We start from the raw sequence: 22653 nt of genomic DNA, 5'->3' as shown, positions 1-22653 counted from the left end.
TAAAACCATTAAAAAACAAATTTTCAGAAATCCTTAGAACAAAAATGACCGAGTAAGATAAATCTTGTACTCAGTCATTTCTTTAAATCTCATTAAAAAGTTGAGACTTTTTCAGTGCCCTCAAATGTATTCTTAGCCTTTTTTCATGGTGTAACATATGGTACAACCAAAAAAATTATCATATTTGCACTATTAATAACACCATGCTAAATTATTTAAAAGACATTACTTTTAAGGCGAACGACGTCTTTTTAAGGGCTATAGACATCCTGATGAGGAACTATGTTTCTATTGCAGGGATATCCGGAAAATACCAGACAGGTATTTTCTATGTTCAGAATGAAGGAATCTTATACCATAATGCCTTGACATCCAACGATAGTATTGATGAACATATCCAGGATAATGCGGTGGTGATGTTAAGATTAGGACTGGATCTGAGTGACAAAACGCTGTTAGATTCCTTGACTTTGGATGCTGGAGCTACCTATGGATTCGACCGCGTAAGATCGGTGTATGACATGCAGAAATCACCGGGTTTTATAGCTAATCTTTACCTGGGCTATAAGCGGTTTTTCCTGGCGAATAGTCTCTACCTGGGGAAAGCGGTGAACCTACCTCAAGGAGATCCTTTCTACCATCGCGATACCTATAACCGCCTGGATCTGGGTTGGATCCCTTTCCAAACGGACAGAATAGAAGGAAAGTTTTCTGCTTCCTTCCATATTTCGGATGGTTTCTTTGATAACCAGCAACAGTTTACCCTACGGTATCGATTTGGAAAGGATTGGTAATTTTTCCCCTATTTGGCGGTTAGTTTATTATGGATCATCCGGTAATTGTATTGTTGGATGAATGCCTGGACCGTAATCTTCATATCTTCCTGTACGGCTGCTTCCTTACCCAATAAGTTCTTCTTCAATAAAGCATCCTGGCGCAGGTTGTATAAGGATTTTACCTCATCATTGTCATAGGTCATGAAATAATCGCCTTTGAAAATATTATAGGAGCCACCGCCAATGTTACTGATAAGGAAATTGTTGGTGTCCGGTACAAAGGCATCAAACCCAAAGGAAAAATAGGGCTGGTCATAGCCTAGGTAATTTAATACGGTAGGCATGATATCGATCTGTTGCACCAATTTATCCGACATTCCTTTCAGCTCTCCTCCTGGATAATAAAAGATGATAGGAATGGAAAATGAATTGGGTAAAGTATGGTATTCATCGAAAAAACTCATACTGGCATGGTCAGCACAGATCACAAACAGGGTATTGTTGTACCAAGGTTTTGTTTTTGCTGTTTCAAAGAAACTTTTCAGGGAATAATCTGCATAGCCGATCGGTTCATGGAGGGCCAAGGTTCCTTTCGGAAATTTCCCTTCGTACTGTTCAGGGACTTTAAAGGGATGGTGAGAGGATAGGGAAAAGAAACTGCTGAAGAAAGGTTCTTTTAGGTTATCCATTTCATTGGCCATGTACTGCATAAAGGGTTCATCCCAAATACCCCAGATCCCATCAAAATCTGCATCGTTGTTGTATTCCGTTTTTCCGAAATACTTTTTGATACCCGCCAATTGCATATATGCGGAAAAACCCATGCTACCGTTTGGTGCACCATGGAAGAAAGCGGTTTCATAGCCTTTATCGCCTAAAAGTTTGGCGATGCTGGTTGTTTTATTGCCCGAATAGATGGAGAGTACAAATGGTTCTCCGATGGAAGGGATTCCTGTAATAACGGAAGGTAGTGCATCGATGGATTTGCGACCATTGGCATAGGAACGGTTAAAGGTATACGACTGGGTAATCAAGGAATCCAAAAAGGGGGTATAGCCTTTATAGTTTCCTCCATCCAATTGTTTATTATAAAAACCAATATGCTCCTTTCCAAAACTTTCCAGGATCAGGAAAACCACATTCAGCTTATTGAAGTTGCTGGAATCTTTGGGCTGATGGATAACTGGATAAATGTTTTCCAGGTCTTTTTCGGAAAAATAATTTTTCTCCTTATAGGTCACTGCTTTAAGGGTTTTCAGAACGGAAAAAGGGGTGTTGAGCACAATGTTCATCTCCTCCGGAGATTTGACATAGTCTCCGGCATTACTCAAGGTAATTGGTCGTGTACTGTGCGCCCATCCTCCCCTAACGCCTCCAATAAAGAAAAAAGCAACCAGCAGTAGACCTACCGTTTGAACCGCATAGAATGGCCAAGCCAGTTTTTTGGGACGCTGTAATTTGATCAGGTCATACCCTTTCGCCAACAACCAGGCGATCAGGACAAAAACGATCAGCAGGTACCAGTAATCGATCAGAAAATCTATGGTGAGCCTCAAAAGGTTATCTTCGTTAGCGAATTGGCTAAAAACAGTCCCTGTTGTCCTCTTCAGGGTAAAAGGGTAATAGGCATAATCGATAAGGTTCAATCCAATCCCGATGGAATTGCTGACTACAAAAAGCCATTTGCCAATCTTTTGATATTTTGGATGGTATTTGAACGGAATGGGCAAGGCGAACATCAAAATATAAAGGATATTGATGTAGAAAAGCGCCACAATATCAAAACGGATCCCCCCAAACATCATGTACATCAGCTCACTGGTACTTATCCCAGGAAATTGGCTGAGGTTGATCCAGTAAAATCCCAACCGTAAAACGGCATAAATAATAAGCATCGCTAGAATCCGAAGGCTAATAGCGATATAGGGTCCAAACCAGCTGTTTAACTTAATCATGTTAATAATTCATAAAGTCTTGGTAGACTTCTTGGTAATATGCTTTTGCAATATTCAATAGACTATCGGTTTTGGCCTTTGGATAGTCTTTGTTTTTCATATAATTGATGGAGTTTCCTACATGATCGTAGGAAATCTCCTGATCCTGCTGAATGATTCCAAAGGAATTTTTGGAATTGTAGAAGGCGATAGAAGGCGTTTGGGGATCCAGGAGATCTCGGCTCCATCTGTACCGATCTGCAGGTATCCCTAATTGCTTGAACAGTGTGGCCACCAGGTCATTTTGATTGCCTATTTTATCCACCTTTAACCCTCTAAAGGCAGGTTTGATCACCTCTCCAAAGAAAACCATCGGAATATGGAACCTGTTGGGGTGGGAAATATCAAATTTTTCACTCGGTAAACGGTGTCCATGATCAGCGACCAGTACAAACAAGGTGTTTTTATACCAGGCTGTTTTTTTGGCCTGTTCCAAGAAGTCCATGATAACGGAATCGGTATAATAAGCCGTACTCCGAAATTTGTCGGCATTGGATTTATCACCAAATTTATAGCCGTTGTTTAAGGTGAATGGCTCATGGTTGTTCAAAGTGAACAAGCTATAGAAAAATGGTTGTTTTTCTTTTTGGATATCTTTCAACATCCGTTTGAAAACCACATGGTCATAAACTCCCCAAGAGGATCGTTCTTCCAAAGGATTGAAGTTATGGTTATCAATAACCTCTTCCACCCCATGTGCCAACATAAAGGATTTCATATTGTAGAATTCGGATTGCCCACCATGGTAAAAAGCTGACCGATAACCTAAGCTATCCAATTCCTGCCCCATTCCCGGGAGGTTCTCATGCTTGTCGATGTATTTGATGATACTTTCTGGCCCTTGTCCCGGAAAAGCACTGAATATACCAATGATACCTTTGTCAGAGCGATCGGAAGTGGCGTAGATATGCTGGAAGGATACCCCCTGCTGCATTATCTTTTCCAGTTTAGGGCTTACCCCTTTTTCCCCGCCAAGCGATTCAACCAGATCTGCTGTAAAGCTTTCCAGAACCAATAAAACAATGTTTGGCCGGGTATTGGTCAAGATCTGTAAACTGGAATCTTGATCTTGGGTAAAAACAGGTTTTAATATTTCCTTTCTTTCCTCCGGTTCAAAATAGAGATAAGGAGAATGGTTTCTTCTATTGCTGCTGAAATATTCTTTCAACAAGGCATATTGGGTATTCACCGCAGCATGGTTATAGAATGCTTCGGAAGAAAAATAGGCCCTGCTAGGGTTTAGTGGTGCTCTACCATATCCACCGCGGATAAAAGTGAACAACAATCCAGCTATAAGAACAAACAGCAACACAACAGCGGTTGGTTTATGGAAATTACGATAGCGCAAGTTCTTGAACAGCGTTGTATATAACCAATAAGAAAGTCCTACCCCAAGAATTACCCCCATTATCGGAATGAATATTGGCGTCGATTCTGCAGAAGCTAAAGCGCCCATGGCATCTTCCAGAACGGCATCAACAGCACGCTTCGAAATCTTATCCCCCCACTCTCGGTAGATATTCACGTTGATAAACATGGTCAGGAAAAAGAGAATTAAGACCAACATGGTATATACATGTAATGGCTTCAGCCCCCATCTCATCTTGGGAATAAAATAGGAAAGGAAATATAAAAGAAAGGGAATAGCGCAGATGTACGCCGCTACGGAAAAATCTAGGGATAGTCCATGCCAATAAATCTCCAATACATCCATGAACCCACCTTCTCCGATCTTCTCCGAAAATGAAGCAATAAATACCGCCCTGTCGATAAAACAGATGATTAACCAAAAGGCAAAATACCGCAGTAAAATATTGAATTCATGGACAAGTCTTTGCATGAGTCTTGCTATTTTGACCGCCAAAAATACACTTAATAATCTTTAGCTAACACTTTCTTAACAATAATTTACAATTGGAAGGCTTTCCATGCATTAAATTATACCTCAGGCATGTGAAAAGCGGCGATTATTGCGTATTTTTGTATCCTTTTAGAATCTATTTAATACGTAATGAGCATAGCAAAGACCTACAGTCCCAAAGAAGCCGAAGAGAAGTGGTATTCTTACTGGATGTCGAATGGATTTTTCCGTTCGGTACCAGACGATCGTGAGCCTTATACAATTGTGATGCCTCCACCGAATGTGACTGGAGTATTGCATATGGGCCACATGTTGAATAATACGATCCAGGATGTGTTGATCCGTCGTGCCCGCATGCAAGGTAAAAATGCCTGCTGGGTACCTGGAACTGACCATGCATCCATCGCTACAGAGGCTAAAGTCGTCGCTATGTTGAAAGAGAAAGGCATCGATAAGAAATCCATCTCCAGGGAGGAGTTCTTGAAATATGCTTGGGAATGGAAAGAGAAGTATGGTGGCATCATCCTGAAACAATTGGAGAAGTTAGGTGCATCCTGTGATTGGGAAAGAACCAAATTCACCATGGATCCCGAACTTTCTGAGGCGGTTTTGGATACTTTCATCAAGTTCTACAAGGAAGGCTATATCTATCGTGGCGTACGAATGGTAAACTGGGATCCGCAAGGAAAAACAGCCCTTTCTGATGAGGAAGTTATCCGCAAGGAAGTGAACCAGAAATTGTATTATATCCGCTATAACATCAAGGATAGTAAGGAATATGTGATCATTGCGACCACACGTCCTGAAACGATTATGGCCGATACGGCTATTTGTATCAACCCGAACGATGAGCGTTATACCCATCTTCAAGGGAAATCCGTATTGGTTCCATTGATTAATCGTGAAATTCCGATCATCCAGGATGAATATGTAGAAATGGAATTTGGTACAGGATGTTTAAAGGTTACACCTGCCCATGATCTGAATGACTATGAATTGGGTCAAAAACATAATCTGCCAGTTATCGATATTTTGAACGATGATGGTACTTTGAATGAAAAGGCAGAGATCCTGATCGGTGAAGATCGTTTTGCTGCCCGTAAGAAAGTGGCTGTACTGTTGGAAGAAGCAGGTCAGATTGAAAAAATTGAAGATTACAAATCACAGGTAGGATTTTCGGAACGTACAGATGCGGCCATCGAACCAAAGCTTTCCATGCAGTGGTTCCTGAAAATGGACGAGCTCTCCAAGCCTGCCCTAGAATATGTGGAAGATGGAACCATTAAATTGATTCCAGAGAAATTCTTTGCTTCCTATAAACATTGGATGGAAAATGTGAAGGATTGGTGTATCTCCCGTCAGTTATGGTGGGGACAACGTATCCCCGCATGGTTCAATGAGAAAAATGAGTTCGTTGTGGCTAAAACCGAAGCAGAAGCAATTGCTGAATTCGAGCAACAGGGAAAAACTTCGGTTGGTATCCGGCAGGAAGATGATGTATTGGATACTTGGTTTTCATCGGGCTTATGGCCATTATCGGTTTTTGATGGTGTCCGTAATCCAAAGAATCCGGAATTCCAATATTATTACCCAACCAATGATTTGGTAACCGCGCCTGAAATCTTATTCTTCTGGGTGGCGAGAATGATCATTATGGGCCATGATTATACGCAGAAACCTCCTTTCAGAAATGTGTATCTAACGGGTATCGTAAGGGATAAATTGGGTAGGAAGATGTCCAAATCCTTAGGTAACTCACCTGATCCGATCGAATTGATGGAGCAGTATGGTACCGATGGGGTTCGCGTAGGTATGTTGTTGTCCTCTCCTGCAGGAAATGACTTGATGTTTGATGTGTCCTATTGTGAGCAAGGAAGGAATTTTGCCAATAAGATTTGGAATGCGTTCCGTTTGGTAAAAGGATGGGAAGTTGTGGATGCTCCTGCGACTAAGGCGCAGAAAATGTCTGCTGCTTGGTTTGAAAACAGGTTTAACCAGGCCTTGGTTGAGATTAATGAGCATTTTGCAAACTATAGATTATCAGATGCCTTAATGGCAACCTATAAATTGATCTGGGATGATTTCTGTGCTTGGTATTTGGAGCTGATCAAACCGGCTTATCAATCGCCGATCGAAAGGGAGACTTTGGATACGGCATTAGGATTATTCCAAAAAGTGCTTAAGTTGGCACATCCGTTCATGCCTTTCTTAACAGAGGAATTGTGGCATGATGAGATCTTTGGAATTAGAGAAGAAAAGGATTGTATTATTGTTGCGGAGTTCCCGGAACCTCAGGGATTTGATGAGGAGCAGATCAAGGAGTTTGCTACGGTTCAACAGATTATTTCAGAGGTGAGGAATATCCGGAATTCTAAGGGGATATCGCCGAAAGTGGCTCTTCCATTAGCGATCAATGCGAGTAATATCGATTATAGTAAGTACCAGGATAGTATTAAGAAGTTAGCGAATATTGAGGAGCTGACTTTTGTGAAGGAGAAGGTTACTGGAGCGGTAAGCTTCTTGGCGGGAAAGGATGAGTGTTATATTGCTCTGGAGAATAATATTGATGTGGATGCGGAAAAGGAACGGATCGGAAAGGAAATTGAGTACTTGAAAGGGTTCTTGGTTTCTGTGGAGAAGAAGCTTTCTAATGAGCGATTTGTTCAGAATGCGAAGCCTGAGATTGTTCAGAACGAGCAGAATAAGAAAGATGACGCGATAGCGAAGATCAAGATCTTGGAAGAGAGTTTGGCGAGTTTGGGGTAGTGTGAGGTAGTGAGGTAGTGTGAGGTAGTGTGAGGTAGTGCGGGGTAGTTATTAAACCCCGTCAATGCGTGAGCTCGTGAGCGAGGTCTGCGTCATTGCGAGGAACGAAGCAATCTTTCAACTATGTCATGCTGAGCGAAGTCGAAGCATCTAAATATAGTACCCGTACAGATCCTTCGACTACGCTCAGGATGACAAAGACCGATCAGGATGACAAAGACTGATCAGAATGACAAAGACTGATCAGAGTGACAAAGTCCAAAGATTGCTTCCTCGTACCTCCTCGCAATGACGCAGAGTTTAACAATTACATGCAAACAAAAAAATAGCCTCAGCAAAACACTGAGGCTATTTCTATTATTCTTATCCAATTTTTATTCTTTCAACAATCTAAAATCTTTCAACAATCTAATTTCTTGTCCCTCCAAAAACCTACTTCTCTTCCCGAACAAACTTCCCATTCAAATCAAAATAAAGATCCACATCATTCGCCAATTCCAATTCATAACCAGTAGGTTCCTTATCAATCATATGAACAGCTACATTTCCATGATTAGTCTTTAAATAATCCTGAATAGCTGTCGGTATTGCAGATAAAGGAACATTCTTCTGATCCTCTACGCTAATCTCCATCCAATTACCATCCGCATCAAAATCCAATTCTGTTCCATCGGCCAACTTAACCTCATATAAAGTACCATCTGCATCAGCTACCCCTTTCTTTTCGGTTTTGCTAATAGCTGTTGTCCCAAAATGCTCCTCAATGAATTTTTTAGCCGCGTCTGGAATCTCTCCGTTATCCATTGCAGCAGCATTGCTGTTTACAGGTTTTGTTTCCACATTACCCGCCGGATCTGTAGTAGTAACTGTCTCTTGTCTATTCTGATTATTACAGGATATCATCAATAATGCGAATCCTAAAACACTAAGTAACTTCATCTTTTTTTTCTTTAATTACCTCTTATTCTTTAACATAGAATAAGATTTCTTATCCATAGAACACAGTAACCCCTAAATTGTTTTCTCCGATTCTACATCAATCTTTGGTGGAATCAATTTATACACCACCGGAGTCACTACCCGCGATAATAATGTCGAACTGATCAAACCACCAATCATCACAATAGCCAATGGAGAAATCAACGGATTTGAAGACCATGCAATGGGCAACAATCCACCAATAGCCGTAAGCGATGTCAGGATGATAGGCAAAAACCTTAACTCCCCTGCCTTTTCGATCGCCTCGTTCAACTCCACCCCTTCCCTTCGCAACTGATTGGTAAAATCAACCAAAAGAATGGTATTCTTCACCTCTATCCCGGCCAAGGCAACTATTCCGATCGTAGCCACAAAAGACAAGGTATTTCCAGTAACCAACAAGGCTATTACCGCCCCAACAATTCCCAAAGGAATCACCGACAAGACAATCAAGGTACTTTTAAACGTTTTGAATTCCAATATCAACACCGCAATAAACATAAAAACGGTAATCATAATGATGGTCCCAAATCCTCCGAAGGCCATTTCCCGGCTTTCCACCTCGCCCCCCATTTCATAGCTGTATCCAGCTGGAAAAGGAAACTCATCCATCTGCTTGATCACATCGTTGATCACCTCATCATTTCCAAACCCTTTTGCAACAAAAGAATTCACGGCGACCATCCGAATCTTATCCTGATGGTAAATATTGGCCGGGGAAACTTCAAAGCTAAAGCTTGCCAACTGCGATAAAGGAATGGAAGTACCCGCTACATTATCCACAAAAACCTGCTCCAATGTACTTAAATCAGCTTCCTTACCCCGAGGCACGGTCACTAGAATATCATACTCATTATCATCCGAATTAGGATCCGTATAAGTTCCAACCGAATACCCCGCCAATGCAATACGGATGGTCTGGTCGATAGAAGAAGTTGGCACACCTAAAGCCATCGCCTTCTCTTTATTGATATCAACCCTAATATCCGTTTTATTGTTTTTGATCGGGTTATTGACATATTCCGAACCCGCGGTATTCTTCAACAATTCCTCTACCCGATAGGATAAGGCCTGAAGCGTATCCAGGTTTTCCCCAAATATCCTTACCTCCACCGGAGAAATTACCGGCACCCCCTGTTCGAAATCCCTCACCTCGATCTTAGCATCCAGATAAGGTGTCCATTTCGCCCGAAAAGATTCAATCAGCGCCAATTTTTCCTTATACTTTACATCCTCATGCAATTGAACAAAAATATCCGCATAGGCCTGATCCTCACTCCCTTGTTGCATGTTGTAATACACCCGCGGATTCCCCTTCCCTACGTTACTCGTAAAATACTTGACCGAAGGGATCCGCTTCAATTCCGCCTCGATTTGCTTGGTTATACTATCCGTTTGCTGTATGTTTGCCTGCAAGGTCGTATTGATGTGGATCATGAACTGCGGCTTCTCCGAAGGCGGAAAGAGGCTAAAGCCTACCACCGGAATCAGCGCCAAAGATCCCAGAAAAATCGCCAAAGCAATCAAGGTTGTGCGTCCCGGATGCTTCAAGGCTTTGTCCAGGAAAACCCCGTAGCTTTTATGGATAATGTTCTGCATCCCCCTTAGGATAGCATTTCCTCCCTCATGTTCATGCGGTTTCAAAAGTTTACTCGCCAAGAAAGGCACCACCAATAACGCGATCAACATGGAGCCCACCACCGATGAAATCACGGCAATAGGCATACTCCGAATAAATTCCCCCGCCATTTCCGGCATGAACACCAATGGCATAAATGCAATCACCAAGGTCACCGTACAGCCAACAACCGCCAAAGCAATCTGCTCGGTCCCTTTGATGGAGGCTTCAAATCGGCTATACCCTTCCCGCATCCATCGTTCAATATTTTCCACCACCACAATACTATCATCCACCACCAGACCCAAGGCTACAACAAATCCTACAATACTCAATTGGTTGAGGGAATAGCCAAAGGAATTCATGGCAATAACCCCAAGCCCCAAAGAAAGCGGGATAGCAATCATAACCACTGCTGATGCCCTAATGCCTAAAGGTAGCAAGGTGATCAACACCAAGGTGATGGCAATGGCAAAATCAATCCCCAAGCCGCTCAGCCGTTTATTCACATTCTCGGCCTGATCAAAATTCAACTGCAGATCCACATCTTTCGGTAGGCTCTCCTTAAATTTTGCCAGAACAGCCAAATATTCTTTTTGGGTGTCGGAAATGTTCATCCCCTCCTTCTGGGCCGCATTGATCAATAAACAATGGAACCCATTCAAACGGGTCTTATGGCTAGCGCTCGCGAAGGTCGGATATACATTTGCCACCTCCCGAAGCATGATATTCTTACCGCCATTACTCGCAATGATCGTGTTGGAAATATCTTCTATAGCCTGGTAATTTCCCGATGTTTTTACGCTATAGGTTTGCGTGCCGGCCTTTATACTTCCGGCTGGAATATTCTGGTTCTCCGTCTGCACCGCCTGAATCACGCGGTTCAAAGGGATCTTTAATTCCGCTAATTTAGCCTGATCGATATCGATTCGAACCTGTTGATCGGCTAATCCGGAAACTTCCACATTTTTTAAGGCCTTCACCTTCTCGAGTTCCTGCTTCAGCTTGTCGGATAATTCCTTCATTTTGCTGAGGGAGGCACTCTCGGATATCAAAGCCATCTGCACCACACTTACATTCGTAGGATCGATCTTCATCACCTCCATACTGTAAATATTGTCCGGCAGACTTGGCCGAGCGGCATTCAACTCCCGCACCAATTCTTGGTACTTTTCATCATAGCCCTCCCCGTACTCAAACTCCACAAAAAAGGAAGCTACAGAATTGCTAATCGAAGTTTTGATATTCTTAACATTGTCCAAGGAATAGAACCGCGTTTCCAAAGGTTTTACAATCAATTGCTCCATATCCTTTGGATTGGTTCCCGGATGGATAACAATTATGGGAAAACTAACCGCTTTCATGTCCGGGTCCTCTGCACGGGGCATGGTCAGGATCGAACTCACCGCAACCACCATAATCATCAGAACCATGATCAGGGTGAATTGATAATTCCGAATCGGATATTTTATTAAACTCATGATCTTTGCTTTTGATTATTTACGAATTTGGATAGGTGATCCATCCTGAAGATATGCACTCCCAGCAACGATCAATCCTTGAGCTCCCTCAAGGCCAGAACTGATCAGCACTTCATCCTTTTCCATTCTGGCGATTTTCACTGGCTGCTTTTTTGCTTTTTTACCATCAAAGGTGACAAACACATAGCCGTCCTGCCCATCGGCATCCAGTAGGGCGCTGTATGGAATCCTCCAATAAGGTTCTTTGGAAGGCTGAACAGATTGAATAACCGAACGGCCAAATATCCCCGATGCCAATTTATAGGCTGGCTTTTCCCGCAGCTCCAAGAAGATGGTGAAAGTACCGGATTGCGGATCCAATCCTTCCGATTTCTTGGAAACCACCGCCGCCAAGGTGTCATTGGGCATCGCATCGGTACTGATCTTTGCTTGATCCCCGATCTTGATCTGCGCCCATTGCTGATCTCCTACGCCTACCTTCAGTTTCCAATTAGCATTGCTTGCGCCATTGACCTGTAAAACCGGTGTTCCAGGACCTACAACCTGCCCATCATTCGCCAGCTTTGACAGTACATAGCCCGAAACGGGTGAATAGATATTGGAATATTGTTGATTGAAACCCACCGATTTCACATCCTGCAAGGCTACATCCAACGCTGTTTTGGCGTTCTGTAATTGCTCCAACGTAGCGACGCTATCACGGTATAATTTGCTGGCGCGTTCATAATCTCGCCTTGCCTTCTCGACCGACAGGTTAACCTGACCTGCACGTGCATCCACCTCCGAGCTATGGACGGAGGCCAATAACTGCCCTTTCCGGACCGGATCTCCTTCTTTCACCAGAATACGCGAGATCACCCCGCCATTCTTAAAACCCAGAATGGTTTCATCATCGGTGCTGAAAACGCCCGTTGCTTCAATTTCATTGACCCCACCGGAGGCCTGTAAACTGATTAATTTAACGGGAATGGTATCCTGTACGGGTAATGCGGATTTCCGTTCCGAAGGTCCACATCCCACAAAAAGCATCAAACTTGTACTTGCTATAAGAGCTGTATATAAGGTTTTCATATCGTTTAGTTTAAAGGGTAAGAAGCATTTTCACGTTCAAATTTTGCCAGAGCCGATAAGAGCTTAAAAGCGGCAATATTATTTGCCAATTGGGCATTTGTGTACTGCGAGCGGGCATCGATGGTCTCGATATAGGTATTTACTCCTTCCTGGAAACCCCGAAGGATCAATCGTTGATAGGTGGCGGCAGCTTCCAGCTGTACCTTGGAGCTCTCATAATTCTTTTGCATGGCCAGCATTTCATTCTGCGACATCCGCGCCACTAATTCCAATTGCTGCTTCGCCTGTACCAATTGGTTCCGGGCTTCGGCAACAGCGATCTGGCTTTCCTGGATTTTCAGCTTATTCCGGTTTCCGGCAAAAATCGGAAAGCTCAACTGTGCACCGACCATATAATATTGCGACTGACTACTTATTTTCATTCCTTCGGCCTGGGAACCCAGGTCAAGAAAAGCATTCAATTTCGGGATGTACACCTGTTTATTCATATCCAACATGGTCTCCTGGATCTGGATATTATCCTGTAGGGACTTTAATTCCTCCCGGGCAGAAATATCCACTTGAAGGGGCTGACCCATAGTCTGAACCGCCTCCGATTTCCCATCACTTTCCGTTATTGGCGCTTCGGCATCTCGATTCAATAAGGCATTGAAATAATATTGCGCATTTTTAACCTGCTGCTCCGCTTCGGCGATCTTTGCCTCCTGTTGGGCAATCTCCGCATCAGCTCGAACCACATAGGCCGGAAGTCCTTTCCCCGCATCCAATAATTTCTGGTTTACCCTTCTTCCCTCTTTAGCCAAGCTTGCCGCATTCTCATAAATAGCTTTCGCTTCTAGGGCGCTGAGGTAATTGAAATAAGCTATTTTTATATCCTTCACCAATTCCCTTTTATATTGTTCAAGCTCCTGCTTGTTTATCTTCACCATCGTTTCCCGTATTTGTCGGTTATGTTTGATATCCGTATTGATGATCGGCACGGAAGTCCTCACCTTGGCATCGTAATAAGGTTGGGGCAAGAAATTAATCTGTTGGTTTTCGATCTGAGGGAAAGCCTGGCTTTGCGTCAATTGATTCAGCGTGGTATACACCGGGTTTAACATATCCCCAACTGGTAGGTCAATGGAACGACCACCATCCGCATGTGTATAGGTTAATTCGAAAGAGATGTTGGGTAAATACATCGTCCTAGCAGCTTCCAAACCATTCATGGCCTTTTTGAGGGAAAGGTTCTTGGAAACCAAAGTGAGGTTACTATCCAATCCCAATTTCACATACCTATCCAATATAGGATTCTGGGCATTACCACTGCCCGAAATCCCCACTAAAAAGAGGCAAAGAATTAAGCATTTAAAACATGTTTTCATTATTAACAGTGTTAAGTAAGTGATCAAATTTTTTATTTCGTGCTTCCCATCATTTGAACAAAAGCCTCAAAGGAAGCATACATCATGTCCTTTACGCCTTCTTCAAAGCCCACCACATCAATGATCTTTTCCAGATGCTGGGTAACATGTAGGGTAACCAGTCCGTGGACCGCCGCCCAGGCCTGCATGGTGACCGCTTCTACCGTCATTCCTTTGAAATAACCCTGCTGTTGGCATTGGGCAACGGTCATTTTAAGAAATTCCAGTACGCGTTCTCCCTCCTGCCATTGTTCACTACCACATTGCTGGTCCAAGAAATCCATGGGTTCTTTCATCATGAACATAACTTCATAATATTCAGGATTATCCAAGGCAAATTCAATATAATTCTTACCAACGGCCTTTAACCGTTCAAATGGATCTTCCACGACTCCCAAGGGCATAAAACGGTCACGCATCATGGTGAAACCCACTTGATGCAGTGCATAGATCAAATCATTTTTATCTTTATAATAGAGGTAGATCGTGGTCGGACTGAAACCAATCTCTTGGGCGATCTTACGGATGGAGGTTGATTCATATCCTTGCTGCACAAACAATTTTTTTGCTGCTTCAAGGATCAAGACCTTTAAATCTTCTTTTTGTTTCTGTTTTTTCATGGAGTTAGTGAATACAGAACAAAACTACTTAACACCGTTAAGTTTTTAAGAAGAATTAGTCATTTTTTTTAAAAAAAATTAAAAACTGAAAAAAAATGACTGATTATAGGGGTAAAAAGCGGTTTGATTACCGAATTAGGAGGGAATTTAATTGTAACAAAAAAGGGTAGCCTAAGCTACCCTTCATCAACTAACCACAACTAATCTTACTTCACCTCTATAAGTCTTTTAGCAACAATTGCTTCTTCTTTTTTACCAATTTTGATTGCCAATACGCCATCTTCGTAAGATGCATCGATATTCGCATAATCCACTACCTCTGGTAAGGTAAATGAACGGGAGAATGAAGTATAGTTAAATTCTTTTTTGCTATAGGTTTTTCCATCTTCTACTTTCTCCTCTTTCTTCTCAACGGAAATACTGATGATATTCTTATCTACGTTGATTTTAAAATCTTCTTTTTTCAACCCAGGAGCCGCCAGTTCAATTTGGAATGCCTCTGGTGATTCGGTGATGTTTACCGCAGGAACGCGGGTAACCAAACGATCACTGATGAATGAATCATTGAATAGGTTGTCGAATACGTTGTTAACGAATGGGTTTACAGCGTCTGTATTGTACGATTTTCCAGGTAATTTAATTAATGCCATGTTTTAATTCCTCCTTATTAATAATGTAATGTTTTTATTTTTTTTAATTCAAATACACTAGCTCTTGTTCAATGAACGTACCAAGTGTAATTTTCATTATTTAAAGGACAAATTGACAGATATTGTTTTGCAATAAAAGACAAAATGACATTTTAAGGGAGATTAAGCCGTAGGGATTAGGATGATAACCTTTGCTGTAATGCAGGAGAATCAATTAATCTTTGCTGTAATGTAGGAGAATCAACTAATCTTTGCTGTAATGCAGGGAAACAACGGAATTCGCTAGATCACCACCGAAAGGAGGATTGGACTTTCGGATCCGAACATCTATCTTTTGTACAGAAGAATAGGTTTCTACCAATTTATTAAGGATATCTTCTGCTGCGGACTCCAAGAGTTTACGGCGTGGACTCATCACTTCTACCAATATCCGATAGATTTCCTCGTAATTGATGGTGTTCTCGAGGACTTCCGAGTCGGGGTTTTTAAAAGGGAAACTTACAGAGACCGTAACAAAGAACTCATTTCCTAAAATCTGTTCTTCTTCGTAAAATCCAATGGGAGAATAAAATCGAACTTCTTCTAGGGAAACTTGCTGGATGATTTGGGCCATTTCTGTAAAGTTTTAATGATGGATAGTTTAAAATTAATCAATATTCTTATATTAACACAAATAAATCTAAAACCTATGCTCAAACAAACGTTAATCATTTCGATGTTAGGAATGGCGGGGATCTGCCAGGCCCAAACAAAATTCCAACCACAGGATACGGAGTTTTATAGCCCTGTACCTCCTGTTGTAAAAACATTTGCCAATAAAGCGCCCAGTGATGCGATAATTTTATTTGATGGGAAGGATCTGGGGGAATGGGTAAGTGAGAAAGATGGGAAATCGCCTGCGGCTTGGACTATATCGAATGGTGTGCTGACGGTAAAACCGCAGACCGGAGGGATTAGGACCAAAAGGGATTTTGAGGATTTTCAATTGCATGTGGAATGGCGGAGTCCGGAGGTGATAAAGGGTGAAGGTCAGGGAAGGGGTAATTCTGGGGTATTCCTGCAGGGGAAGTATGAGGTGCAGGTATTGGATAATGATGATAATAAGACCTATGTGAATGGGCAGGCTGGAAGTTTATATAAGCAGAGTGCGCCATTGGTGGAAGTCAGGAAACCGGAAAATGGTTGGCATAGTTATGATATTATTTATTCGGCGCCAAGGTTTAATGAAAATGGGAGATTGATTAAGCGGGGGATGGTTACTGTTTTGCATAATGGGGTTGTGGTGCAGAATAACACGGAGCTGCAGGGAACAACGGAGTATATTGGAATGCCAAAAATGGTTGCCCATGGAAGGGGGCCAATTGCTTTACAGGATCATGGGGATTTGGTTTCCTTTAGGAATATTTGGATAAGAGAATTGAAGTGATGGGCCCCTCCTCATTGCGAGGAACGAAGCAATCTTTGAATCCTGTCATTGCGAGGCCCTACGTCATTGCGAGGAACGAAGCAATCTTCCCGCATGTCATGCTGAGCACGCAACGAGACAAAGTCCAAAGATTGCTTCGTCGTACCTCCTCGCAATGACGCAAAAAACTCCTCGCAATGACGCTGAGCCTACTTCAACAAATTAACAGAATACAAATCCTTCCTTCTATCCTGCAAGATCTTCACCGTCCCATACTCATGCAAATCCTTCAGCGCTGACAAATCCACATCCGCAATCAACACCATCTCCGTATTCGGTGTTGCTTCCGCCTTGATCGCATTATTCGGAAACGCAAAATCAGAAGGCGTAAAAACAGCCGATTGTGAATATTGAATATCCATATTATTTACCCTTGGCAAATTCCCCACAGATCCCGCTATCGCCACATAACACTCATTCTCAATCGCCCTAGCCTGCGCACAGGACCTCACCCGAATATATCCATTCTGCGTATCTGTCATATAAGGCACAAACAAAATCTGCATCCCTTGATCCGCCAAGATCCTGCTCACCTCCGGAAATTCCACATCATAACAGATCAATAAACCCACCTTACCACAATCCGTATCAAACACCTTTACCTCACTTCCACCTACCAAACCATAATACTTAAACTCATTCGGTGTAATATGGATCTTCTTGTACGAATCCAAACTACCGTTCCTATGGCACAGGTATGAAATATTATACAACTTTCCGCGCTCCATGATCGGCATGGATCCCGCAATGATGTTCACATTATACGAAACCGCAAACTGCTGGATCCGCTCAATGATCTCCTTGGTATGCTCTGCCAATTTCTCCATCGCCAAACGCTCCGGAAGCTCATTGTAAGGACTCATCAACGGCGTATTGAAAAACTCCGGAAACATGATGAAATCCGTGTTATAATCACTCACCGTATCCACGAAAAACTCTACCTGATCATAAAACTCCTGTAGATCCTTAAAAGAACGCATCTGCCACTGCACCAATCCTAAACGTATCGTCTGCTTAGAGGCCGAAAACGATTTGGACAAAGGTTCATAGTAAATGTTATTCCATTCCAATAAGGTAGCCACCTCCATGGATTCCGAATCCTCCGGAAGATAATTCTTCAAAATCTTCTTCACGTGGAAATCATTCGACAACTGGAAGGTCAAGGTCGGATCATAGATCTCTTTGCGTTTTACCTTTTCGATATAGGTACGCGGGGTCATGCTATCCGCATAGTTATGGTAATTCGGGATACGACCACCCGCAATGATCCGTTGAAGGTTCATCGCCTCACATAATTCCTTACGCGCATCGTACAATCGACGGCCTAAACGTAACGAACGGAATTCCGGATGCACAAATACCTCGATCCCGTAAAGGGTATCCCCTTCATTATCGTGTTTCTCAAAGGTACCATCATCGATTATCGCGTAGTATTTATCGTATATATTGGTTTTTTGCGAATCCAAAAGAATGGATAAGGCACAGGCCACCACTTTTCCATCCACTTCCACCGCAATCTGTCCATCCGGAAAAATATCCACCAGATCAACAATATTCTCTTTTGTCCACACATCCCCTAACCCTTGGTATGCCTCGGTCATAGAGTTCTTTAAATCCTTGTAATCTTTCTTACTAAGGTTCCTTACTTTAATATCCATATATTATTTGCTTTCAATGCCTGAAAACGGCAATACTATTCTAAAACAAATCCTATTCCAAAAAACCAAACAACAGCTAATAATTCTGCTTTTCAGAATATTGATCGAAATGTATGCTAAACCTATGTTTTCGGGGTAAAATCAAGGTCTAAGCATACTTAAAGCATGATTTAGTATACCTAACATACGAAAAACATACTTTAGGTATACTTTCACCATACTTTCAGGGCGAACCAAGAAGGTTGCTTATGCTTCGCCTTTAGGTCCTCCAAAGTTCAATGGGAATGGAAAATCCTTGGAATTGATCGGTCCATTCTGCCCTTCGAAACGTTGTATATTTTCCTGCAATGCATTCAATAATTGTTTGGCATGCTCTGGTGTCAAAATCACCCGAGATTTTACCTTAGCCTTAGGAACTCCCGGCATCAAACGTATAAAATCCAATACAAATTCTGTATTCGAATGCGTAATGATCGCCAGATTTGAATATACCCCTTCTGCCATCTCCTCGGTTAGTTCAATACTGATCTCTGGGTTTTCGGGTAAGTTCTGATTGTTGTTATCCATGTTTATAAATCGTTAATAATTATTTGCTGAATGTTCTAAAATCCTGATCCTTTTTAATGGAAAGTACCATTTCATAAATCAATCGGATGACATTGTCCACGTCTTCCTTGTGGATCATCTCCACCGTGGTATGCATGTAGCGCAAAGGTAAGGAAATCAGCGCAGAAGGTACCCCTCCATTGGAATAGGCAAAGGCATCGGTATCCGTTCCTGTCCATCTGGAGGACGCTTGGCGCTGTATAGGGATATTATTTTGCTGAGCTACCTCGATCAGTTGCCTGTTCAGGTTGATCTGCACTGCCGGTGCATAGGAAACCACCGGTCCTTTCCCACAGGCAAGATCGCCTTGTGTTATCTTATTGATCATTGGGGTATTGGTATCATGCGTAACATCCGTTACGATCGCCACATTCGGCTTGATGTATTGGGAGATCATCTCCGCACCACGAAGCCCGATCTCTTCCTGAACGGAATTTACAATGTACAATCCGAAAGGCAATTTCTTCTTGTTCTCCTTCAATAAACGGGCTACCTCCGCGATCATAAAACCGCCAGCACGGTTATCCATCGCACGACCTACATAGTAACGATCGTTCAATACCATGAATTCATCCTCATAAGTAATCACACAACCCACATGAATACCCAATTCTTCCACCTCTTCCTTGGAAGTACATCCGCAATCCAGGAAGATGTTCTTCAAAGAAGGAGATTCTTCTTTTTCACCCGAACGGGTATGGATAGCCGGCCAGCCGAAGACTGCTTTTACAATGCCCTTATCGGTATGGATGTTCACTCTTTTGGATGGAGCAATCTGATGGTCGGAACCACCATTTCGGATCACATAGATCAAACCATCCTTGGAAATGTAATTGACAAACCAGGAAATCTCATCCGCATGCGCCTCGATGACCACTTTATAGGTTGCCTTCGGATTGATGATCCCCACTGCAGTACCGTAATTATCAATGTAGGTTTCATCCACATAAGGTTTCAGGTAATCTAACCACATACGTTGTCCAGCCCATTCGAAACCTGTTGGGGAAGGATTATTGATATATTTTTCAAAAAACTGAAGTGATTCGGCGGTTACCACACTTGGTCTTTCTTCCTCTAATACTTTCTTTTTTGCCATTTGTATTCGTTTATGCTGCACAAAATAAGTATTTCCTTAATTTTCGCAAAAATAAATCCGAAACCTTATCTTTACCGCATATTATTATTCAACATGATTGACCTGTTAAGTTTTATCCATTGGGAGCCTAAACCCGAAATATTTAGCATAGGAAGCTTTGGCGTACGTTATTACTCGCTTTGTTGGTTGCTGGCTTTTGTGGCATCCTACTTTCTGATGCTGAATGTTTTCAAACGTGAAGGAAAATCCCAGGACCTGTTAGATCAATTGACCATCTATATCTTTATAGGTACTTTGGTTGGTGCTCGTTTAGGACACTGTTTCTTTTACGATTGGGCATATTTTAAGGATCATTTCATTGAGATCTTCATTCCCATGCAAAAAGTGAACGGCTCTTGGCAATTGACCGGTTTTACAGGTTTGGCAAGTCATGGTGGTGCCGTAGGGATTTTGACCGCCATGTGGTTATTCGCCCGTAAGAGTAAAACGAATTTCATGTGGGTGGCCGACCGCCTATCCTTGGTTATCCCTGTGGCCTGTGCGTTTATCCGTTTGGGGAACTTCTTCAATTCAGAAATGATCGGAAATCCAACCGACCTTCCTTGGGCAGTTGTTTTTGGCCATGAGGATAATATTCCACGTCATCCGGCGCAATTATACGAAGCGATTGCTTACGTGATCAGTTTCTTGATCCTATGGGGCATCTATAAGAAAAACATCCATCCAAAACCTGGTAAACTATTCGGCCTGATGTTGATTCTTTTGTTCACCGCCCGTTTTGTGATTGAATTTGTGAAACTGGACCAAGTGGATTTTGAAGCAGGCATGGCCTTGAACATGGGACAATGGTTAAGTATTCCATTCATCCTACTAGGGTTCTACTTTTTATGGAGAACGCCAAAAGAACCGCAAAAAGTTCAGAATAAAAGATAATCTTCGCCCTGCCATTAGGCAGGGCTTTTTTAGCTCATTACACCTTGAAAAACAGAAAAACAACATTATTGATTCTAGGGCTTCTATCTGCAATAGGTCCTTTTTCCATCGATCTTTACCTGCCGGCATTCGATATCATTGCGCAAGATTTTAATACCAATGTAGAAAATGTACAATTATCCCTGACCTCCTTTTTTATCGGAATTGCATTCGGGCAGATGATTTATGGCCCTTTATTGGATAAGTACGGTCGGAAAAAGCCTTTATTGGTGGGTTTAGGTATTTACGTAGTCGCATCCATTCTATGTGCCTTTACCCGAGACATCAATCACTTGATCTTATTACGTTTTCTGCAGGCATTGGGTTCTTGCGGGGGGATGGTTGGCGCCAGAGCGATGGTTACGGACTATTATTCCAGCAGAGAAGCAGCACGGGTATTCAGTTTATTAATGTTGGTGATCGGGGTATCGCCTATCCTAGCACCCAGCATAGGTGCTTTTATGCTTCAACACTTGGATTGGCATTATATCTTTATATTCCTGACCATTTTGGCGGCAGTGATCTTATTGGGTACCAAGTTCCTTTTACCGGAAAGTTATGCCGGGAACAAAGAGCTGTCCCTCAAACCAAAATCCATCCTTTCCAACTTTTGGCAGGTCCTTTCCAATAATACGTTTATCTCCTATTGTTTGATCGGATCCATATCCTCCGCAGGAACATACGCTTATTTAGCAGGCTCTTCCTTCATCATGCAAACCTTGTTCGGACTGACCAAAAGCCAATATGGATTGGCCTTTGCGTTCATTGCTTCGGCCATGATCATTGCCACCCAGATCAACCGTTGGTTATTGAAAAAACACAGCTCTGCGAGGATTTCTTTGATCGCTAATATCTGGCAGGCTTGTATCGGTATTTGTATGGTCATCGCTTTAAGCCTAAATCTGCTGAACTTTCCGACCTTATTGATCCTGATCTTTTTGTTTCTGTTCGGGTATGGGTTTATCTTTCCGAACACCTCTGCCATCGCGTTATCCCCATTCAAAGGATTAGCGGGCAGTGCATCGGCACTATTGGGATGTATTCAGATGGCTATCGGCGCATTGGCTTCGGCAGTGGTGAGCCTATTGCATAACAGTACAGCCTGGCCCATGCTATCGGTGATGGCATTTGGGGCCGTGGCTTCCTTGGTATTGCACCTATTTGTAAGAAGGTTTGTGAAAACAAATACAGAATTGGCCTAGAAACTTGCTAAGGCCAATCGGTATCCATCCAATCCGAAACCAACGATTATACCTTTACAGTTCTTGGAAAGGTAAGAATGATGGCGGAATGTTTCGCGTTGATGTACATTGGAAATATGCACCTCAATGACCGGCGTAGTAATGGCTGCAATGGCATCGGCTATCGCTACAGAAGTATGCGTATAAGCTCCTGCATTCAACACCACCCCATCAAAACTAAATCCGATTTCGTGTAATTTATCGATGATCGCACCTTCGGAATTACTCTGAAAATAGCTCAGGTCCAAACCTGGAAACTTCGCTTTTAATTCCTCCAGATAGGATTCAAAAGATTGATCGCCATAAATACCTTTTTCACGGACACCTAACAAGTTTAGGTTTGGACCATTGAGTATTAATATTTTTTTCATGAATTGAAGATATGCTCTAAAGA

The 22653-nt window shown here is 42.4% G+C and carries 18 protein-coding genes; 5 read left to right on the top strand and 13 right to left on the bottom strand.

Annotation, left to right across the window (positions count from 1 at the left end; all coding sequences use genetic code 11):
- Nucleotides 1–203: 203 nt before the first annotated feature.
- A complete protein-coding gene (locus CRJ00_RS02595) occupies nt 204–794 on the top strand; it encodes a hypothetical protein (protein ID WP_099365343.1) in 591 nt (196 codons plus the stop codon).
- Nucleotides 795–802: 8 nt separating this feature from the next.
- Here the strand turns inward: CRJ00_RS02595 and CRJ00_RS02590 are convergent, their stop codons facing one another.
- Both CRJ00_RS02590 and CRJ00_RS02585 read right to left on the bottom strand, forming a co-directional pair.
- A complete protein-coding gene (locus CRJ00_RS02590) occupies nt 803–2731 on the bottom strand; it encodes an LTA synthase family protein (RefSeq protein ID WP_099365342.1) in 1929 nt (642 codons plus the stop codon).
- Nucleotide 2732: 1 nt separating this feature from the next.
- The gene (locus CRJ00_RS02585; protein WP_099365341.1) at nt 2733–4610 is read right to left on the bottom strand and encodes an LTA synthase family protein; all 1878 of its coding nucleotides are present in this window, start codon (nt 4608–4610) and stop codon (nt 2733–2735) included.
- A gap of 171 nt (nt 4611–4781) precedes the next feature.
- Here CRJ00_RS02585 and CRJ00_RS02580 point away from each other — a divergent pair, with 171 nt between their 5' ends.
- Nucleotides 4782–7397 carry a valine--tRNA ligase gene (locus CRJ00_RS02580; protein WP_099365340.1) on the top strand — a complete coding sequence of 872 codons (2616 nt, stop codon included), beginning with the start codon at nt 4782–4784 and terminating at the stop codon, nt 7395–7397.
- Nucleotides 7398–7829: 432 nt separating this feature from the next.
- Here CRJ00_RS02580 and CRJ00_RS02575 read toward each other — a convergent pair whose 3' ends face one another.
- From CRJ00_RS02575 to folB, 7 genes are all read right to left on the bottom strand, one after another.
- Nucleotides 7830–8336 carry a PepSY-like domain-containing protein gene (locus CRJ00_RS02575; RefSeq protein WP_099365339.1) on the bottom strand — a complete coding sequence of 169 codons (507 nt, stop codon included), beginning with the start codon at nt 8334–8336 and terminating at the stop codon, nt 7830–7832.
- 72 nt (nt 8337–8408) lie between these two features.
- Nucleotides 8409–11474 (bottom strand): efflux RND transporter permease subunit, encoded by a 3066-nt coding sequence (locus CRJ00_RS02570; protein ID WP_099365338.1) that lies wholly within the window; start codon nt 11472–11474, stop codon nt 8409–8411.
- A 15-nt stretch (nt 11475–11489) separates the two neighbouring features.
- A complete protein-coding gene (locus tag CRJ00_RS02565; RefSeq protein ID WP_099365337.1) occupies nt 11490–12545 on the bottom strand; it encodes an efflux RND transporter periplasmic adaptor subunit in 1056 nt (351 codons plus the stop codon).
- A 5-nt stretch (nt 12546–12550) separates the two neighbouring features.
- Nucleotides 12551–13912 carry a TolC family protein gene (locus CRJ00_RS02560; RefSeq protein ID WP_099365336.1) on the bottom strand — a complete coding sequence of 454 codons (1362 nt, stop codon included), beginning with the start codon at nt 13910–13912 and terminating at the stop codon, nt 12551–12553.
- 32 nt (nt 13913–13944) lie between these two features.
- Nucleotides 13945–14571, bottom strand: coding sequence for a TetR/AcrR family transcriptional regulator (locus CRJ00_RS02555; protein WP_099365335.1), 627 nt, complete (start codon nt 14569–14571; stop codon nt 13945–13947).
- Between the two features lie 206 nt (nt 14572–14777).
- Entirely contained in the window at nt 14778–15221 is a 444-nt protein-coding gene (locus tag CRJ00_RS02550) for an Hsp20/alpha crystallin family protein (RefSeq protein WP_099365334.1), read from the bottom strand.
- 244 nt (nt 15222–15465) lie between these two features.
- Nucleotides 15466–15834 carry a dihydroneopterin aldolase gene (folB, locus tag CRJ00_RS02545; protein ID WP_099365333.1) on the bottom strand — a complete coding sequence of 123 codons (369 nt, stop codon included), beginning with the start codon at nt 15832–15834 and terminating at the stop codon, nt 15466–15468.
- Nucleotides 15835–15909: 75 nt separating this feature from the next.
- Between folB and CRJ00_RS02540 the strand changes: the two genes are divergently transcribed.
- Nucleotides 15910–16647, top strand: coding sequence for a 3-keto-disaccharide hydrolase (locus tag CRJ00_RS02540; RefSeq protein ID WP_099365349.1), 738 nt, complete (start codon nt 15910–15912; stop codon nt 16645–16647).
- Between the two features lie 188 nt (nt 16648–16835).
- Here CRJ00_RS02540 and CRJ00_RS02535 read toward each other — a convergent pair whose 3' ends face one another.
- The 3 genes from CRJ00_RS02535 to CRJ00_RS02525 form a co-directional block, all read right to left on the bottom strand.
- Nucleotides 16836–18344: a carbon-nitrogen hydrolase family protein gene (locus tag CRJ00_RS02535; protein WP_099365332.1), complete on the bottom strand. Its 1509-nt coding sequence runs from the start codon at nt 18342–18344 to the stop codon at nt 16836–16838.
- Between the two features lie 246 nt (nt 18345–18590).
- Complete coding sequence (locus CRJ00_RS02530; RefSeq protein ID WP_099365331.1) at nt 18591–18911, bottom strand: DUF3467 domain-containing protein; 321 nt, start codon at nt 18909–18911, stop codon at nt 18591–18593.
- 19 nt (nt 18912–18930) lie between these two features.
- Complete coding sequence (locus tag CRJ00_RS02525; RefSeq protein ID WP_099365330.1) at nt 18931–20046, bottom strand: M42 family metallopeptidase; 1116 nt, start codon at nt 20044–20046, stop codon at nt 18931–18933.
- Nucleotides 20047–20139: 93 nt separating this feature from the next.
- Between CRJ00_RS02525 and lgt the strand changes: the two genes are divergently transcribed.
- Together lgt and CRJ00_RS02515 are read left to right on the top strand one after the other, a co-directional pair.
- Nucleotides 20140–20979 (top strand): prolipoprotein diacylglyceryl transferase, encoded by an 840-nt coding sequence (gene lgt, locus CRJ00_RS02520; RefSeq protein WP_099365348.1) that lies wholly within the window; start codon nt 20140–20142, stop codon nt 20977–20979.
- Between the two features lie 44 nt (nt 20980–21023).
- Nucleotides 21024–22220, top strand: coding sequence for a multidrug effflux MFS transporter (locus CRJ00_RS02515; RefSeq protein WP_099365329.1), 1197 nt, complete (start codon nt 21024–21026; stop codon nt 22218–22220).
- Here the strand turns inward: CRJ00_RS02515 and aroQ are convergent.
- The gene (gene aroQ / locus CRJ00_RS02510; RefSeq protein WP_099365328.1) at nt 22217–22630 is read right to left on the bottom strand and encodes a type II 3-dehydroquinate dehydratase; all 414 of its coding nucleotides are present in this window, start codon (nt 22628–22630) and stop codon (nt 22217–22219) included. The genes CRJ00_RS02515 and aroQ overlap by 4 nt on opposite strands.
- Between the last annotated feature and the right edge of the window lie 23 nt (nt 22631–22653).

The organism is Sphingobacterium sp. 1.A.4 (assembly GCF_002734245.1).
GTDB lineage: Bacteria > Bacteroidota > Bacteroidia > Sphingobacteriales > Sphingobacteriaceae > Sphingobacterium > Sphingobacterium tenebrionis.
The sequence above is the reverse complement of the archived record's forward strand: the minus strand, read 5'-3'. Positions and strand labels throughout refer to the sequence as shown.

Excerpts from the sequence above, each read along its gene's own strand:
- CRJ00_RS02595 (WP_099365343.1), top strand. The coding sequence starts at position 204 with ATGCTAAATTATTTAAAAGACATTACTTTTAAGGCGAACGACGTCTTT.
- CRJ00_RS02590 (WP_099365342.1), bottom strand. The coding sequence starts at position 2,731 with ATGATTAAGTTAAACAGCTGGTTTGGACCCTATATCGCTATTAGCCTT.
- CRJ00_RS02585 (WP_099365341.1), bottom strand. The coding sequence starts at position 4,610 with ATGCAAAGACTTGTCCATGAATTCAATATTTTACTGCGGTATTTTGCC.
- CRJ00_RS02580 (WP_099365340.1), top strand. The coding sequence starts at position 4,782 with ATGAGCATAGCAAAGACCTACAGTCCCAAAGAAGCCGAAGAGAAGTGG.
- CRJ00_RS02575 (WP_099365339.1), bottom strand. The coding sequence starts at position 8,336 with ATGAAGTTACTTAGTGTTTTAGGATTCGCATTATTGATGATATCCTGT.
- CRJ00_RS02570 (WP_099365338.1), bottom strand. The coding sequence starts at position 11,474 with ATGAGTTTAATAAAATATCCGATTCGGAATTATCAATTCACCCTGATC.
- CRJ00_RS02565 (WP_099365337.1), bottom strand. The coding sequence starts at position 12,545 with ATGAAAACCTTATATACAGCTCTTATAGCAAGTACAAGTTTGATGCTT.
- CRJ00_RS02560 (WP_099365336.1), bottom strand. The coding sequence starts at position 13,912 with ATGAAAACATGTTTTAAATGCTTAATTCTTTGCCTCTTTTTAGTGGGG.
- CRJ00_RS02555 (WP_099365335.1), bottom strand. The coding sequence starts at position 14,571 with ATGAAAAAACAGAAACAAAAAGAAGATTTAAAGGTCTTGATCCTTGAA.
- CRJ00_RS02550 (WP_099365334.1), bottom strand. The coding sequence starts at position 15,221 with ATGGCATTAATTAAATTACCTGGAAAATCGTACAATACAGACGCTGTA.
- folB (WP_099365333.1), bottom strand. The coding sequence starts at position 15,834 with ATGGCCCAAATCATCCAGCAAGTTTCCCTAGAAGAAGTTCGATTTTAT.
- CRJ00_RS02540 (WP_099365349.1), top strand. The coding sequence starts at position 15,910 with ATGCTCAAACAAACGTTAATCATTTCGATGTTAGGAATGGCGGGGATC.
- CRJ00_RS02535 (WP_099365332.1), bottom strand. The coding sequence starts at position 18,344 with ATGGATATTAAAGTAAGGAACCTTAGTAAGAAAGATTACAAGGATTTA.
- CRJ00_RS02530 (WP_099365331.1), bottom strand. The coding sequence starts at position 18,911 with ATGGATAACAACAATCAGAACTTACCCGAAAACCCAGAGATCAGTATT.
- CRJ00_RS02525 (WP_099365330.1), bottom strand. The coding sequence starts at position 20,046 with ATGGCAAAAAAGAAAGTATTAGAGGAAGAAAGACCAAGTGTGGTAACC.
- lgt (WP_099365348.1), top strand. The coding sequence starts at position 20,140 with ATGATTGACCTGTTAAGTTTTATCCATTGGGAGCCTAAACCCGAAATA.
- aroQ (WP_099365328.1), bottom strand. The coding sequence starts at position 22,630 with ATGAAAAAAATATTAATACTCAATGGTCCAAACCTAAACTTGTTAGGT.